General features: G+C 65.6%; 11 protein-coding genes and 1 riboswitch. Of the genes, 2 read left to right on the forward strand and 9 right to left on the reverse strand.

The window, feature by feature from the left end:
* Window positions 1-25 precede the first annotated feature (25 nt).
* The gene (metE, locus tag ACSLUQ_RS19640) at window positions 26-2,380 is read left to right on the forward strand and encodes a 5-methyltetrahydropteroyltriglutamate--homocysteine S-methyltransferase (protein WP_461809494.1); all 2,355 of its coding nucleotides are present in this window, start codon (window positions 26-28) and stop codon (window positions 2,378-2,380) included.
* Between the two features lie 101 nt (window positions 2,381-2,481).
* On the opposite strand, the gene ACSLUQ_RS19645 is transcribed toward metE, so the two are convergent.
* The 7 genes from ACSLUQ_RS19645 to ACSLUQ_RS19675 form a co-directional block, all read right to left on the reverse strand.
* Complete coding sequence (locus ACSLUQ_RS19645) at window positions 2,482-3,603, reverse strand: ribonucleotide-diphosphate reductase subunit beta (protein ID WP_417773642.1); 1,122 nt, start codon at window positions 3,601-3,603, stop codon at window positions 2,482-2,484.
* Window positions 3,604-3,639: 36 nt separating this feature from the next.
* Window positions 3,640-6,504 carry a ribonucleoside-diphosphate reductase subunit alpha gene (locus ACSLUQ_RS19650; protein WP_461809495.1) on the reverse strand — a complete coding sequence of 955 codons (2,865 nt, stop codon included), beginning with the start codon at window positions 6,502-6,504 and terminating at the stop codon, window positions 3,640-3,642.
* Window positions 6,505-6,618: 114 nt separating this feature from the next.
* Window positions 6,619-6,839, reverse strand: a riboswitch (cobalamin riboswitch).
* 154 nt (window positions 6,840-6,993) lie between these two features.
* The gene (locus ACSLUQ_RS19655) at window positions 6,994-8,244 is read right to left on the reverse strand and encodes an ABC transporter substrate-binding protein (RefSeq protein ID WP_417773644.1); all 1,251 of its coding nucleotides are present in this window, start codon (window positions 8,242-8,244) and stop codon (window positions 6,994-6,996) included.
* Window positions 8,245-8,311: 67 nt separating this feature from the next.
* Entirely contained in the window at window positions 8,312-9,139 is an 828-nt protein-coding gene (locus ACSLUQ_RS19660; protein ID WP_417773645.1) for a carbohydrate ABC transporter permease, read from the reverse strand.
* Window positions 9,136-10,038, reverse strand: a complete 903-nt coding sequence (locus ACSLUQ_RS19665; RefSeq protein ID WP_417773646.1) for a carbohydrate ABC transporter permease — start codon at window positions 10,036-10,038, stop codon at window positions 9,136-9,138. The genes ACSLUQ_RS19660 and ACSLUQ_RS19665 overlap by 4 nt, the downstream gene beginning before the upstream one ends.
* Window positions 10,035-11,126 (reverse strand): ABC transporter ATP-binding protein, encoded by a 1,092-nt coding sequence (locus tag ACSLUQ_RS19670; protein ID WP_461809496.1) that lies wholly within the window; start codon window positions 11,124-11,126, stop codon window positions 10,035-10,037. Before ACSLUQ_RS19670 ends, ACSLUQ_RS19665 begins: the two co-directional genes overlap by 4 nt.
* Window positions 11,127-11,181: 55 nt before the next feature.
* A complete protein-coding gene (locus ACSLUQ_RS19675; protein ID WP_461809497.1) occupies window positions 11,182-11,814 on the reverse strand; it encodes a TIGR00725 family protein in 633 nt (210 codons plus the stop codon).
* Between the two features lie 62 nt (window positions 11,815-11,876).
* Between ACSLUQ_RS19675 and ACSLUQ_RS19680 the strand changes: the two genes are divergently transcribed.
* A complete protein-coding gene (locus ACSLUQ_RS19680) occupies window positions 11,877-12,614 on the forward strand; it encodes a DeoR/GlpR family DNA-binding transcription regulator (protein WP_417773649.1) in 738 nt (245 codons plus the stop codon).
* Here ACSLUQ_RS19680 and ACSLUQ_RS19685 read toward each other — a convergent pair.
* Window positions 12,611-13,396, reverse strand: coding sequence for an iron ABC transporter ATP-binding protein (locus ACSLUQ_RS19685; protein ID WP_461809498.1), 786 nt, complete (start codon window positions 13,394-13,396; stop codon window positions 12,611-12,613). The two genes, ACSLUQ_RS19680 and ACSLUQ_RS19685, sit on opposite strands and share 4 nt — an antisense overlap.
* Window positions 13,393-14,364 carry an iron chelate uptake ABC transporter family permease subunit gene (locus ACSLUQ_RS19690; RefSeq protein WP_461809573.1) on the reverse strand — a complete coding sequence of 324 codons (972 nt, stop codon included), beginning with the start codon at window positions 14,362-14,364 and terminating at the stop codon, window positions 13,393-13,395. The genes ACSLUQ_RS19685 and ACSLUQ_RS19690 overlap by 4 nt, the downstream gene beginning before the upstream one ends.
* Between the last annotated feature and the right edge of the window lie 11 nt (window positions 14,365-14,375).

Below are 14,375 nucleotides of genomic sequence, written 5' to 3' on the forward strand. Positions count from 1 at the left end.
CCCAACACATTGGGGTTTGAAGCCGATGTCTCTACTTTCTCTCGCAGTCAGCACTCTTGGAGCGCCGCGGATCGGCCCGCGGCGGGAGCTGAAGTTCGCACTCGAATCCTATTGGTCCGGCAGGTCTGACGCGGCATCGCTGCAAGACGCGGCGGCCGGTCTGCGCGCCGCCAACTGGGCCCGCCAGCAAGCGCTTGGCGTGACCAATATTCCTTCCAACGATTTCTCGCTCTACGACCATGTCCTCGACACCAGCGTGATGGTCGGCGCGATTCCGGACGTCTATGGCTGGGAGGGCGGCGAGGTGCCGCTCGATACCTATTTCGCCATGGCGCGGGGCAGCCAGGGAGCAGGCGATCAGGCCTCCTGCGGTCATGGGCAGCGATCCGCAGGGACCGGCGTTCCCGCGCTCGAGATGACCAAGTGGTTCGACACCAACTATCACTACATGGTTCCGGAGTTCGCGGCCGGCCAGAAATTCACGCTCGCCTCGACCAAGCCGCTCGACGAGTATCTCGAGGCAAGGTCGCTGGGGTTTCAGACGCGGCCGGTCCTGCTTGGTCCCGTGACCTTTCTGAAGCTCGGCAAGAGCGCCGATCCGGGGCTCGATCCGCTGTCGCTTCTCGACGGCCTGCTCGATGTCTATGTGGAGCTTCTCGCCCGGCTCGCCGAGGCCGGCGCGGACTGGGTGCAGATCGACGAGCCATGCCTTGCGACCGACCTCGAGCCAGCGGCGCAGGACGCTTTTCGCCGCGCCTATGCCCGGATCGCCGGAGAGGTGCGGGGCCTCAAGGTGATGCTCGCCACCTATTTCGGCGCGCTTGGCGACAATCTTCCGCTTGCCGCGTCGCTCCCGGTCGCCGGTCTGCATGTCGACCTAGCGCGCGCGCCGGAACAGCTCGACCAGGTGCTGGAGAGCGTGCCAGCGGACACGGTCCTGTCGCTCGGTGCGATTGACGGACGCAACATCTGGCGCGCCAATCTGCCGGCGCTTCTCGACCGGCTCGAGCCGGTGGTCGAGGCGCGCGGTCTCGACCGGATCGAGATCGCCCCGTCGTGCTCGCTGCTGCATGTGCCGATCGATCTTGATCTTGAAACCGGTCTCGATGCCGACCTGAGGGACTGGCTTGCCTTTGCCGTGCAGAAGATGGACGAGCTGTCGACGCTCGGAAAGGCGCTGGTGAACGGACGCGACGCGGTTGCCGAGCGGCTCGCTGCATCCGCATCCGCCGTGGCGCGGCGCGCCTCGTCCGCCAAGGTGCACGATCCGGTGGTGAAGGAGCGGCTCGCCGCGATTCCCGCTTCGGCCAGCCGCAGGGCCAGCGCCTATGCGTCGCGGGCACGCCTGCAGCATTCGCAGTTCGGGCTGCCGTTGTTCCCGACGACGACCATCGGCTCCTTCCCGCAGACCGCGGACGTGCGCAAGGCGCGTGCCGCCCATGCCAAGGGTACGCTCGATTCCACCGGCTACGAAGGGTTCCTGCGCGAGGAGACCCGGCGCGTCATCCGCTGGCAGGAGGACATCGGTCTCGATGTGCTCGTCCACGGTGAATTCGAGCGCAACGACATGGTGCAGTATTTCGGCGAGCGCCTGTCGGGTTTCGCCTTCACGAAACACGCCTGGGTGCAAAGCTACGGCTCGCGCTATGTCCGGCCGCCGATCCTCTTCGGCGACGTCTCGCGGCCGAAGCCGATGACGGTTGGCTGGTGGCGCTACGCGCAGTCGCTGACGCAACGACCGGTCAAGGGGATGCTGACCGGTCCGGTCACCATCCTCAACTGGTCCTTCGTACGCGATGACATCCCCCGCAGCGAAACCTGCCGCCAGGTCGCGCTTGCGATCCGCGACGAAGTCGCCGATCTCGAGACGGCCGGCGCGCGGATGATCCAGATCGACGAGGCGGCATTACGCGAAGGATTGCCACTGCGGCATGCGGACTGGAAAGCCTATCTCGACTGGGCTGTCGGCTGTTTCCGCCTGGCGTCTTCGGGCGTCGAGGACGAGACCCAGATCCATACGCACATGTGCTACTCGGAGTTCAACGACATCATCGAGGCCATCGCGGCGATGGATGCGGATGTGATTTCCATCGAGACCTCGCGCTCGAAAATGGAGCTGCTCGATGCGTTCCAGGGGTACAGCTATCCGAACGAGATCGGGCCGGGTGTCTACGACATCCACTCGCCGCGCGTGCCGACGGTGCGGGAAATGACGAACCTGCTGATGCTCGCGCGCGAGCGGCTTTCCGATGCACAGCTCTGGGTCAATCCCGACTGCGGCCTGAAGACCCGCAAGTGGGACGAGGTGCGCCCGGCACTCGTGAACATGGTCGAGGCCGCCCGCCAGTTGCGCTCGCTTGCCCGGGAGGCGGCGGAATGATGGCCAAAGCGCCGCTCGCGGGACGTGCCGCCACCGCCTGACCGGCGATATCGCATGAACAGGGCCCGTGCCGGAGCGATCCGGCACGGGTTTTCGCTGTCTCAGTCCCAGGCGAGCGCGCCGCCGTTCTGGTACTCGATCACGCGGGTCTCGAAGAAGTTCTTCTCCTTTTTCAAGTCCATCGCCTCGCTCATCCAGGGGAAGGGATTGTCCGTCTCCGCAAAAACCGGAGAGAGGCCGAGCTGCGCGCAGCGCCGGTTGGCGATGAACTGCATGTACTGCTCGCAGGCAGCGGCATTCAGACCCAGGAAACCGCGCGGCATCGTGTCCCGTCCGTAGGACGCCTCCAGGTCGGCCGCCCGTTTCACCATGTCGCGCAATTCGTCCTGGAACGCCGGTGTCCAAAGATGCGGGTTCTCATGCCGGATCTGGTTGATCACGTCGATTCCGAAGTTCAGGTGAATGCTCTCATCGCGCAGGATGTATTGATACTGCTCGGCGATGCCGACCATCTTGTTGCGCCGTCCAAGCGAGAGGATCTGCGCGAAGCCGGTGTAGAACCACATCCCCTCGAAGACGACGTAGAAGGCGACGAGATCGCGCAGAAACGCCTGATCCGCCTCCGGCGTGCCCGTCTCGAACGAGGGGTCGTCGAGATGACGTGTGTACTCCAGCGCCCAGGCGGCCTTGTCGGTGATCGAGGGCACTTCCCGGTACATGTTGAACAGCTCGCCTTCGTCGAGGCCGAGGCTCTCCACGATGTACTGGAACGTATGGGTGTGCACCGCCTCCTCGAAAGCCTGGCGCAGCAGGTACTGCCGGCACTCCGGGTTGGTGAGGTGGCGGTAGATCGCCAGCACGATGTTGTTGGCGACAAGGCTCTCCGATGCGGCGAAGAAGCCAAGGTTGCGCTTCACCATCCGCCGCTCGTCCTCCGTGAGGCCGTCGCGCGACTTCCACAAGGCGATATCGGCCTGCATGGAAACCTCGGTGGGCATCCAGTGATTGTTGCAGCCGGAGAGATATTTCTCCCAGGCCCATCGGTACTTGAGCGGCAGAAGCTGGTTCACGTCGGCGCGCGCGTTGATCATGCGCTTTTCGTCCACCGTGACGCGGGCGGCCCCGCGATCGATGGCGCCAAGACCTGTGGCATCCGCTGCGGGAAGCGGCGAGGACGGGGCGGCGGGCGCGGCCGCCGTGCCGTTGTCTGACCAGTCGAGCATGTCTGTCTCCGTTGTCCGGTGTGTCTTGAGGGCCGCTTACTGGCAGGCTTCGCAGTCGGGATCGTCGATGGCGCAGGCCTGCACCTGTGTTGCCGGGACGGGGTCAAGCGGGGCGGACGCCGGGCCGCCGGCGGAGACGGCGTTGAGCTTGCCGTCCGTGCCCTTGAGGGTCGACTTCTCGACGTGAGTCGCGGAGCTGGAACGCAGGTAATAGGTGGTCTTCAGCCCGCGCTGCCATGCGAGCCGATAGGTCTCGTCGAGCTTTCGGCCCGACGGATTGGCGACATAGAGATTGAGCGACTGCGCCTGGTCGATCCACTTCTGTCGACGCGCGGCGGCCTCGATCAGCCATGATGCCTCGACTTCGAAGGCCGTTGCGTAGAGAGCCTTGAGATCATCGGGGATACGGTCGATCCTGCCGACGCTGCCGTCGTAGTACTTCAGGTCCGAGACCATGACCTCGTCCCACAGACCGCGTGCCTTGAGGTCGCGAACCAGTGCCGCGTTCACCACGGTGAAGTCGCCGGACATGTTCGATTTGACGAAGAGGTTCTGATAGGCCGGCTCGATCGACTGGGAGACGCCGCAGATGTTGGAGATCGTTGCCGTCGGCGCGATCGCCATGCAGTTGGAATTGCGCATGCCGACGCGCCTGACGCGCTCACGCAGGGAGTCCCAGTCGAGCCGGGAGGTGCGGTCGGGCACGAACCCGTCGCGCGCCTCCGCCAAGAGATCGAGGCTGTCGACGGGCAGGATGCCCTTCGACCACAGCGAGCCTTCGAAGCTTGCATAACGACCGCGCTCGGCGGCAAGCGCCACCGAGGCCGAGATCGCGTGGAAGCTCACGGCCTCCATGCTCCGGTCGGCGAAGTCGACGGCCTCCGGCGAGGCATAGGCGATGTGCTGGGCCTGGAGCGCGTCCTGGAAGCCCATGATGCCGAGGCCGACCGGGCGGTGGCGCAGGTTGGAGCGCCGGGCCTCCGGGATCGTGTAGAAATTGATGTCGATGACATTGTCGAGCATCCGCATCGCGGTGGCGACCGTGCGCGCCAGCCGGTCGTGGTCGAGACCGTCCGCGGTGACATGGGCGGCAAGGTTGACCGAGCCGAGATTGCAGACGGCGACCTCGTCCTCCGCCGTGTTCAGCGTGATCTCCGTGCAGAGGTTGGAGGAATGCACGACGCCGACGTGTCCCTGCGGAGAACGGATGTTGCAGGGATCCTTGAACGTGATCCAGGGGTGCCCCGTCTCGAACAGCATGGTCAGCATCCGCCGCCACAGGTCGACGGCCCGCACCTGCCTGAACACCTTGATCTCGCCGCGCGCTGCGCGCGCCTCATGGGCCTCGTAGGCGGTCTTGAAGGCAGGGCCGTAGAGATCGTGAAGCTCCGGCGTCTCGTCGGGCGAGAACAATGTCCAGGCCGCGTCGGCCTCGACACGCTCCATGAACAGGTCCGGCACCCAGTTGGCGGTGTTCATGTCGTGGGTGCGCCGGCGGTCGTCGCCGGTGTTCTTGCGAAGGTCGAGGAATTCCTCGATGTCGATGTGCCAGGTCTCGAGATACGCGCAGACCGCGCCCTTGCGCTTGCCGCCCTGATTGACGGCGATGGCTGTGTCGTTGGCGACCTTCAGGAAGGGAACGACACCCTGGCTCTCGCCGTTGGTGCCCTTGATATGAGCGCCGAGCCCGCGCACCTGCGTCCAGTCGTTGCCAAGTCCGCCGGAGTATTTGGCGAGCAGCGCATTGTCCCGGATCGCCTTGAAGATGCCGTCGAGATCGTCCGAGACGGTGGTCAGGAAGCAGGACGAGAGCTGCGGGTGGCGGGTGCCGGAGTTGAAGAGTGTCGGCGTCGAGGTCATGAAGTCGAAGGAGGAAAGAAGCCGGTAGAACTCGATGGCGCGGGCTTCCCGGTCTATCTCGTGCACGGCGAGCCCCATGGCGACGCGCATGAAGAATGCCTGCGGCAGTTCGATGCGGGTGCCGCGCGCATGCAGGAAATAGCGGTCGTAAAGCGTCTGCAGGCCGAGGTAGTCGAATTGCATGTCGCGCTCGGGCGCGAGTGCGGCGGCAAGAGTGGCGAGATCGAAGCGGGCGAGCTCCGGATCGAGAAGTTCCTCCTCGATGCCGCGTCGCACATAGGCGGTGAAATAGGCGCCGTAGCGTTCCGCCATCTCCGCCTGCGTCGCCTGGTCAGGGCGTCCGGCAAGGAACGACAACGCCTCGCGGCGCAGCTTGTCGTTGAGCAGGCGGGCGGAGACCTTGGCGTAGTTCGGCTCACGCTCGATCAGCGTGCGCGCGGCGAGGATCGGTGCCAGTGCCAGCTCGTCGGCGCTGATGCCGTCATAGAGATTGCGTCGCGTTTCGGCGAGGACCGTCTCGCTCGACACGTCGGCGAGTCCGCCGGTCGCTTCGCGGATGACGGTTTCGAGCCGGGCGTCGTCAAGGGCGACAAGGGTTCCGTCCGCCGAAGTCATGCGCAGGGCGGGCGGCGTGGTCATGGCCGGAGCCGTCGCGGCGCGCTCGCGCTCGCGTTCCCGCGCGCGCTCCTCGCGGTAGAGAACATAGGCGCGGGCGACCTTGTGGTGACCGCCACGCATCAGCGCCAGTTCCACCTGGTCCTGGACGTCCTCGATGTGGAAGGTGCGACCGGCCTCGCCACCGCGCGTCAGGCCGGCGACGACCTGCTCCGTCAGTCCCTCGACGATGTCGTGCACGCGGTGCGAGGCCGCGGAGCCGCTGCCCTCGATGGCGAGGAAGGCCTTCGACAGCGCCAGCGTGATCTTGGAGGCGTCGAAGGGCGTCACGGTGCCGTTGCGGCGGATCACCCGGCAGCCGGGATCGGCGGCCGGAACGGATTGAGCCCGGAGATCCGGACGTTCGGTTGCGATGGTCAGAGACATCGGCTTCAAACCCCAATTTATTGGGGGCAAAGGCCGAGCGGATGCAGGAGGAGGCCGCCGCGTGATGCAGCGACGATTGATCCATGCGATCCACCGGGACACCCCGCCCAGGGACGATACGTTGGTGTCACGGCAGGTCTCCTGGCTCGCGGGTCACAGCTTCCGTCCGGCCTTCCCGAAACCCTCAGGTTCCAGTGACGCGATAGGGACGTTGGCTCGTCGCTTACAGTTGCGGGGGCAGCTTCGGCCTTGCCGTCCCGATTCAGGACGGCGCACCGAATTCCCTCTTAGCTCTCGATCCTGAGAATCGAGAGACCATGACTACAAGATATGGTGGTTGAAGCCGGATCTTCCGTCAATTGATTGTGTTCGACCATCCAAGAGATTTTCTCGGTGGGAGCCTGGCGTGACGAAGCGTTGCCATAAGAAAAGGCCACGGCCGCTTGCGCGACCGTGGCCCCGTGATGCCGGGTCAGGGAGACCCCGGCCTCACTTCATGCCGAGCTGGACGCGCAGCGTTTCGGCAAGCTCCTTGATCGTCGCCTCGGGGTCGGCACCTTCGGTGACCTCGACCAGCGCGGCCGAGATAAGGTCGGTCACGGCGACGCCCTCGGTGCCCGGATAGGCGTACCAGGGGCCGGCGTAGTTCGCGATCTGGGTGTGGGCGACAAGCGCGTTCGGGTTCTTTTCATAGAACGAGCCGAGATAGGCCTTGTCCTCGATCACGATGGAGTTGGCCGGGGCATAGCCGGTCGATTCCACGATGATCTTCTGGCCTTCGGGGCCGGTCACGAAGGAGATGTACTCCCAGGCGGCCTTCTGCTTGGCCGCATCCTTGGTCAGCATGACGATGCCGGAGCCGCCGGTGGGGAAGTAGACCTTCTCCTTGTCCTCGGTGGCGATCGGCAGCGGCTTCACCGCGAGCGTGAAGGCATCTCCGGCGCCCTGCTCGAAGCGCGTCTGCAGCGAGGAGCTCTCGAACATGATGCCAAGCGTACCGGCCGGCAGCGCCTGGCGGGCGTCGCTGTCGGCGTAGGACTTCATGCCGCCTTCCTTGGCGAAGCGCTGGTAGAGGCGCGCAGCCTCGATGCCGGCTTCGCTGTCGAGGGTGATGTCGGTCTCGTCCTCGTTCATCGGGCGCCCGCCATAGGCGCCGAGCAGCGACTGGTAGCGCCAGTCGTGGCGGTCGATCCATACGCCGTCGATGTTGTCGCCAAGCGCGTTGATCTTGGCGGCGAGCTCGATCACCCCGTCATACGTGGTGGGGAAATCGTCCATCGAGCCGCCGGCTTGCTCGACCAGCTTGGGGTTGACGTACATCACCAGCGTCGAGGCGGACGTTGCAAGCGCGTGCTGCTGGCCCTTGAAGCTGCCGAGCGAGAGCAGGGCGGGCGTGTAGCCGGCCTTTGCGGGATCCTCGCCGAGGAAACCCTCCAGCGGCTGCGTCAGGCCGCGCTCCTGCAGGATGCGCCAGCGGTTGAGGCCGACATAGGCGACGTCCGGCGCGGTGCCGGCGACAGCCTCGCGCAGCAGGCGCTGGACGCCTTCCGGATAGCCCTCGGCGGCGCCGTCGAGGGTGACCTTGATGTCGGGATGCTTGGCCATGAAGGCATCGGCGAGCACCTTCTGCGTGTCCGCCCAGATGGTCGGAATCGCATAGTGCACGCGGATTTCGGTTTCCTGCGCGGTCGCGGCGGTGGCGGTGAGCGCGAAGGCGGCGGCGAATAGGGCACGTCTCATGCTTGACACTCCTTGTTGACGTTTCTGCACGCGCGGTTTTTCCCGCGTCTTTCGTGGTTCCCGCGTTTCAGCCCTTGAGCCCGCTTGCCGCGAGGCCCTGGGTGAACTTCCGCTGCGCCACCAGAAAGGCGATGACCAGCGGAGCGGTGATGATCACGGCCGCTGCCATCAGCGGGCCGACGTCGTCACCGGATTCCTCGTCCCGGAAGTAGAGAATGCCGCGCGGCGGAGTGGCGAGATGCGGATCGGTCGTGGCGATCAGCGGCCAGAACAGGTCGTTCCAGTGCGCGGTGACGGAGAAGATCGCAAAGGCGGTGGCCGCCGGCATGACAAGCGGGAAGGCGATGCGCCAGACGATGGCGGTCTCGCTCAGCCCGTCGACCCGGGCGGCCTCGAAGAGCTCCACCGGAAGCTGCGAGAAGGCCTGGCGAAACAGGAAGATGCCGAAGGCTGTGGGGACGAACGGCAGGATCAGCGCCCAGTAGGAGTTGAGGATGCCAGCCTGCGCGAAACCCAGGAAGATTGGGATCGCGGTGACGTGGAACGGCACCAGCAGTGCGGCCAGAACCAGCGCGAAGACGAGGCCGCGCGCCTTGAAGTGGCGCTGGGCGAGCGCATAGGCGCAAGGCACGGCGAAAAGGACCTGGAAGATCAGGATGCCGGACACCACGACCAGCCCGTTCCACAGGAACAGCGGCACGTCGGTGCTCGTCAGCGCGACCCAGAAGTTCTGCCATTCGATGCGCGACGGCAGGAGTTGCAGCTCGGCGGTAAAGATTTCGTCCCGGGGCTTGATCGACAGCAGCAGCATCCAGGCGAAGGGAAGCAGGATCGCAGCAGCGCCGAGAAGCAGAAGCAGTGTCGAGACGGCATGGCCTGTGAGCTTTCGGATCATCTGTAGTGCACCTTCTTTTCGACGACCCGGAGCTGGACGAAGGTCAGGATCAGCAGGAAGGCGAAAAAGACCATGGTGATCGAGCTCGCATAGCCTGCCTTGAAGTAGACGAAGCCTTCCCGGTAGAGCGCATAGACGAGGGTGTCGGATGCAAATGCCGGACCGCCCTTGGTCAGGGTCGCGACAGTCTCGAAGACCCGGAACGCATTGGTCGCGGTGACAACCAGGACGAAGAGCGTGGTCGGGCCGAGCATGGGCCACGTCACCGTCCAGAAGCGCGACCAGCCGCCGCCCGCGCCGTCGACTTCGGCTGCGTCATAGAGCTCCGGCGGAATGGCGACGAGCCCGGCCAGGAACAGAACCATGTTGTAGCCGACGGTCTGCCAGATGCCGATCGTGGCCAGCGTGTAGAGCACCAGGCCGCGGTCGCTGAGCCAGTTCTGCGGCTCGCCGCCAAGCGCGACGATGGCGTGGTTGACGACGCCGAGCGAGGGGTGAAGAACCATCTGCCAGGCGACCGACATGGCAACGAGCGTTGCCGCCACGGGCAGGAAGTAGATGGCCCGCAGCGCATGGGCGAGGCCGGGCGCCCAGCCGGTCATCCGGTGCAGCCCGAGAGCGACGAGCAGGCCAAGCCCGACCGAGGCCGGAATGACGATGGCCACATAGATCAGCGTGTTGGTGATGGCGCGGCGCCCGAGCGTCGAGCCGAAGAGCTTCGCGTAGTTCTCCAGGCCGACCCAGTTCAGGCTGGGCGCGCCGAACTGATAGTCGGAGAAGGACAGAAATGCGACGATGGCGACCGGCACGAAGATGAACACCACCATCGCAAGCGTCGCAGGCCCGGCAAGCCACAGATCGGTGAGCGCCTCGCGTCGGGCGATGGAAAGGCGGCTCATTGTCCTGCCTCGCGCCGTTTGCCGGAGGCGGCATCGAAGAGATGCACGCGCTTGTCGTCGAACCCGAGCCGTACGGTGGCTCCAGGAACTGGGATCTCGTAATCGCCGGGCGCCAGCGCGCGAAGCTCGGCTCCGCTTTCCGCCCGCAGCCCGAGGACGATCTCGGAACCGAGATACTCGGCCGTCTCGAGCCGCGCCTCTATCCTCCCGTCCGCCAGGGGCGAGAGATGTTCGGGGCGCAGGCCGACCAGCATTTCGCCGGCCGCCGGATGCAGCCCCGCCGGAGCCGTTCCCGGCTCGAAGAGGTTGATCGCGTTGGTGCCGATGAAGGCGGCGACGTCACGCGAGGCCGGCCGGTCGTAGAGGTCGCGAGGGCTGCCCGCCTGAGCGACCTGGCCGGCGATCATCACCACGATCTGGTCGGCCATTGCCATCGCCTCGGACTGGTCGTGGGTGACATAGACGAAGGGTCGTCCCGTGCGCTTGTGCAGGGCGACGAGTTCCGTCCGCATCTTGACGCGAAGGCGGGCGTCGAGATTCGACAGCGGCTCGTCGAGCAGGAAGAGAACGGGATCGCGCACCAGCGCCCGACCGAGGGCCACGCGCTGCTTCTGGCCGCCGGAGAGCTGCGCCGGCTTGCGCGCAAGCAGGGCTTCGAGCCCGAGCATGTCGGCCACGTCGGAGACCGCCTTGCGAATGCGCTCGCGCGCCGCGCCGCTCCCCGGTGCGAACCGGCCGAGGAACGGTGTGCGGCCGAGCGTCGTCAGATGGCGCATGGCAAGGGGGAGGGCGATGTTCTGCGCCACGGTGAGGTGCGGGTAGAGGGCGTAGGACTGGAAGACCATCGCCACGTTGCGCTCGTGCGCGGTCTTTCCGGCGACGTCGGTGCCTTCGAGCAGCACCTCCCCCGTGGTCGGACGGTCGAGCCCGGCCATGATCCGCAAGGTTGTCGACTTGCCGCAGCCCGACGCGCCCAGCAGCGCCGTGAAGCTGCCGGCCGGGATCGAGACGTCGATCCCGTCGAGGACCGTCTGGGGGCCGAAACGACGCGTGACGCCGCGCAGTTCCAGTGTCGTGGGTGTGACCATTGTGTTCGCCAGGTTTGTAAAGTTTCTTACATTATGCGGAGCGCGCGTGTAACTTTTATGACGAGGTCGCCATAGCCATCACATGTCCGGCGAGCCGCTCGACTGCGTCCTGCGGATCGCGTGCCATTTCAAGCCCTTCCACATCCGGCGCGCCCAGCAGGCCGATGACTGGCTTGGAGAAATGCAGGCCGTAGGCGATCTCCGAGAGCGTGCCGTAGGAACCGCCGACGGCGACCAGAACCGCGCAGGACTTGGCGATGATCATGTTGCGCGCCTCGCTCAGGCCAGTGGCGATGGGCAGGGCGATATAGTCGTTGGCACAACGCCAGTCATGGTCCGGAACCAGACCGACCGAAAGTCCTCCCGCCCCAAGGCAACCCTTGGCTGCAGCTTCCATCACGCCGCTCTTGCCGCCGCACATGACGGTGAGGCCGAGAGCGCCGAGCGCGGCGCCGATCTCTTCCGCGCCGGCGTATTGAGCATCCGTTGCCGCGCGTGGGCCGATAATGCCGACGGGCACCCGGCGCGCCTTGCCGCCGCGCGTCGCGGCAGCCAGCGCCTCGCGCGCCGAGACGTCCTTCGCCCCCGCTGGGAGATCGGCCGGCTCCCAGCGCCACTGCCAGGGATCCAGTCGCCCGGCGTCGCTGTGGACCGTGTCACCGGAAAGAAAATATCGCGTGTTACCCATTGGCCAGCTCCGATCGTTGATGTAAACTTTTTTACATTCAAATAGCGAAGCAGGACAAGACCATGAATCGCGGCGCCCCGCACTCGACCCTCAGCGCGCGGCAGCGGAAGATCCTGTCGCTGACGGAGCAGAACGGCTTCGTCACCATCGAGAGCCTTGCTGAGGAGTTCGGCGTTTCGGCGCAGACGATCCGCCGCGATATCATCGCGCTTGCCGACGCGGGCCGGCTGCAGCGGTTCCATGGCGGTGCGGGGCCCACCGAGACGTTACGGCTCGATCATGGTCAGAAGGAGCAGCTTTCCGTCGAGGACAAGGTGCAGGTCGCGCAGACGGCGGCGGCGCTGGTTCCCGACGGCGCAAGCGTCTTCCTCGATGTCGGCACGACGGTGGAAATGGCGGCCAAGGCTCTGAACGCGCGCGCGGGCTTTCGTGTCTTCACCAACAGCATGCGTGCCGCGCTCGCCTTCGATCCCTCCCGGCACGACGTCAATGTGCTCGGTCGCCGAGTCGCCGGTCGGGACGGCTCGCTTGTCGGTGAGGAGATCATGCTGGCTCTTCAGGGCCTGCGTCTCGACTATGCTCTGATCGGCTGTTCCGCGGTGGATGGCGAAGGGCGCGTGATGGACTTCGATCTGTCGAAGATCGCCGTCAAGAAGGCCGCGATGCAGGCGGCCGAAAAATCCCTGCTGCTCGCCGCATCGAGCAAGTTCGGCCGTTCCGCCCTGTCCACGATCGCCATGCTTTCCGACTTCGACATGGTGGTCGACAGCGGTCGCGAGCTCGAGGCCGGCACAGGCTAGGCGCGCAGCGTGTCGCTGTCCTGCGCCATGGAGTAGGTTGTCACCAACTGACCGCTCACCCGGTGAACTTCAATGGGCAGCCCGTAGATCGCTGAGAGCCTTTCGCCGGTGATCACGGCTTCGGGCGCGCCGTGGCAGGCGACGCGAGCGTCCTTCATGGCAATGATCGTATCGGAGAAATTGGCGGCGAGATTGATGTCGTGCAGCACGATGACGACCGTCTTGCCGTTTTCCCGCGCGGCCTTGCGCAGGAGATGCATCATCGAGACCGCGTGGCGGATGTCGAGGCTCGCCAGCGGCTCGTCGAAGAGCATGTAATCCGTGTCCTGACACAGCGCCATGGCCACGAAGGCGCGTTGACGCTGCCCTCCCGAGAGCTCGTCGAGATGGCGTTCGGCGAGCGCGCCGAGTTCCAGATGGGCGAGGGCCCGTTCGATGTGGGCATGATCATCCGGCCCGAGGCGGCCGCGCGAATGGGGGAAGCGGCCAAAGCCAACCAGATCGCGCACGGTGAGGCGGGTTGCGACGTGGTTGTCCTGCTTGAGAACGGACATGTGCCTGGAAAGCTCTTCACCGGGCGTTCGCGCCACATCGAGGCCGCCGACGCGGACCGTGCCCGTGTCCGCCGCCAGCAGCCGTGAAATGAGACCCAGCAGGGTCGATTTTCCCGCCCCGTTCGGGCCGATGATGCCGGTGACGCCTCCGCGCGGCAGTGTCAGCGTGACGTCGTCGACGACGGGCGTTCCGTCGTAGGCCTTGCTCAGCCCCTTGATCTCGATCACCGCGCAAGTCCTCTCAAAAGCAAGACAATGAAGAGCAGTCCGCCGGCGAACTCGATGACGATGCCGACAACGGCCTCGAGTCCGAGGATCCGTTCAAGCACGAGCTGCCCGCCGAGCAGGATGATGATCCCCACAAGGGCTGCTGCCGGCACGACATGCCGGTGCCGGAAGCCGGGGACCAGAAGGTAGGTCAGGTTCGCCACCAGCAACCCGAAGAAGCTCACCGGTTCGAAGGCGTTGAGCGGTCCGACGAGCGCGGTCGCGACGGAAACCTGGAGCGACACCAGCACGAGCACCAGCGCCACCTCGCGGCGGTGGTTCAGCCCGAGGTTGATCGCCACGTCGCGGCCGAGCAGCAACACGTCGAGACGGTCGCGCATGCGCCACAGCACCAGCGACACGAGGCCGATCAGCACGGCCGCTATGACAAGCAGGTCCGGCGCGACGCTGTTGAAGCTCGCGAAGAGCCGGTCCTGCAGCACGACGAATTCATTGGGATCGATCACCCGTTGCAGGAGCACGGTGATGCTTCGAAAAAGCAGGCCGAAGACGACGCCGACAAGCAGCAGGAGATGCAGGCTGCGGCGCTCACCGAGGAAAAGCCACCGGTAGAGCGCGAGCGAGAAGACAAGCATGACCACCGTCTCGACGGCGAACATCAGGCGCGGCTCGACGGTGGAGAGCCGATGCGCGCCGATGGCGAAGACGAGGCCGGTCTGCAAGAGGGCATAGAGCGCGTCGAAGCCCATGATCGAGGGCGTCAGGATGCGGTTGTTGGCAATGGTCTGGAAGATCACCGTCGAGATGGCGGTCGCCGTGGCGACGAAGCAGATCGCGGCCAGCTTGCGCCCGCGCAGAGCCAGAACGAACTCCCAGTTTCCGCGCACGCCAATGGTCATGAAGCCGACCGCGGCCACGGCCGCGAGGGCGGCGAGCAGCGCGATAACGACAACGGGGCGGGTCGTCAGGGCGGTCCGCA

The sequence above is a fragment of the Stappia sp. ICDLI1TA098 genome, from assembly GCF_054880955.1.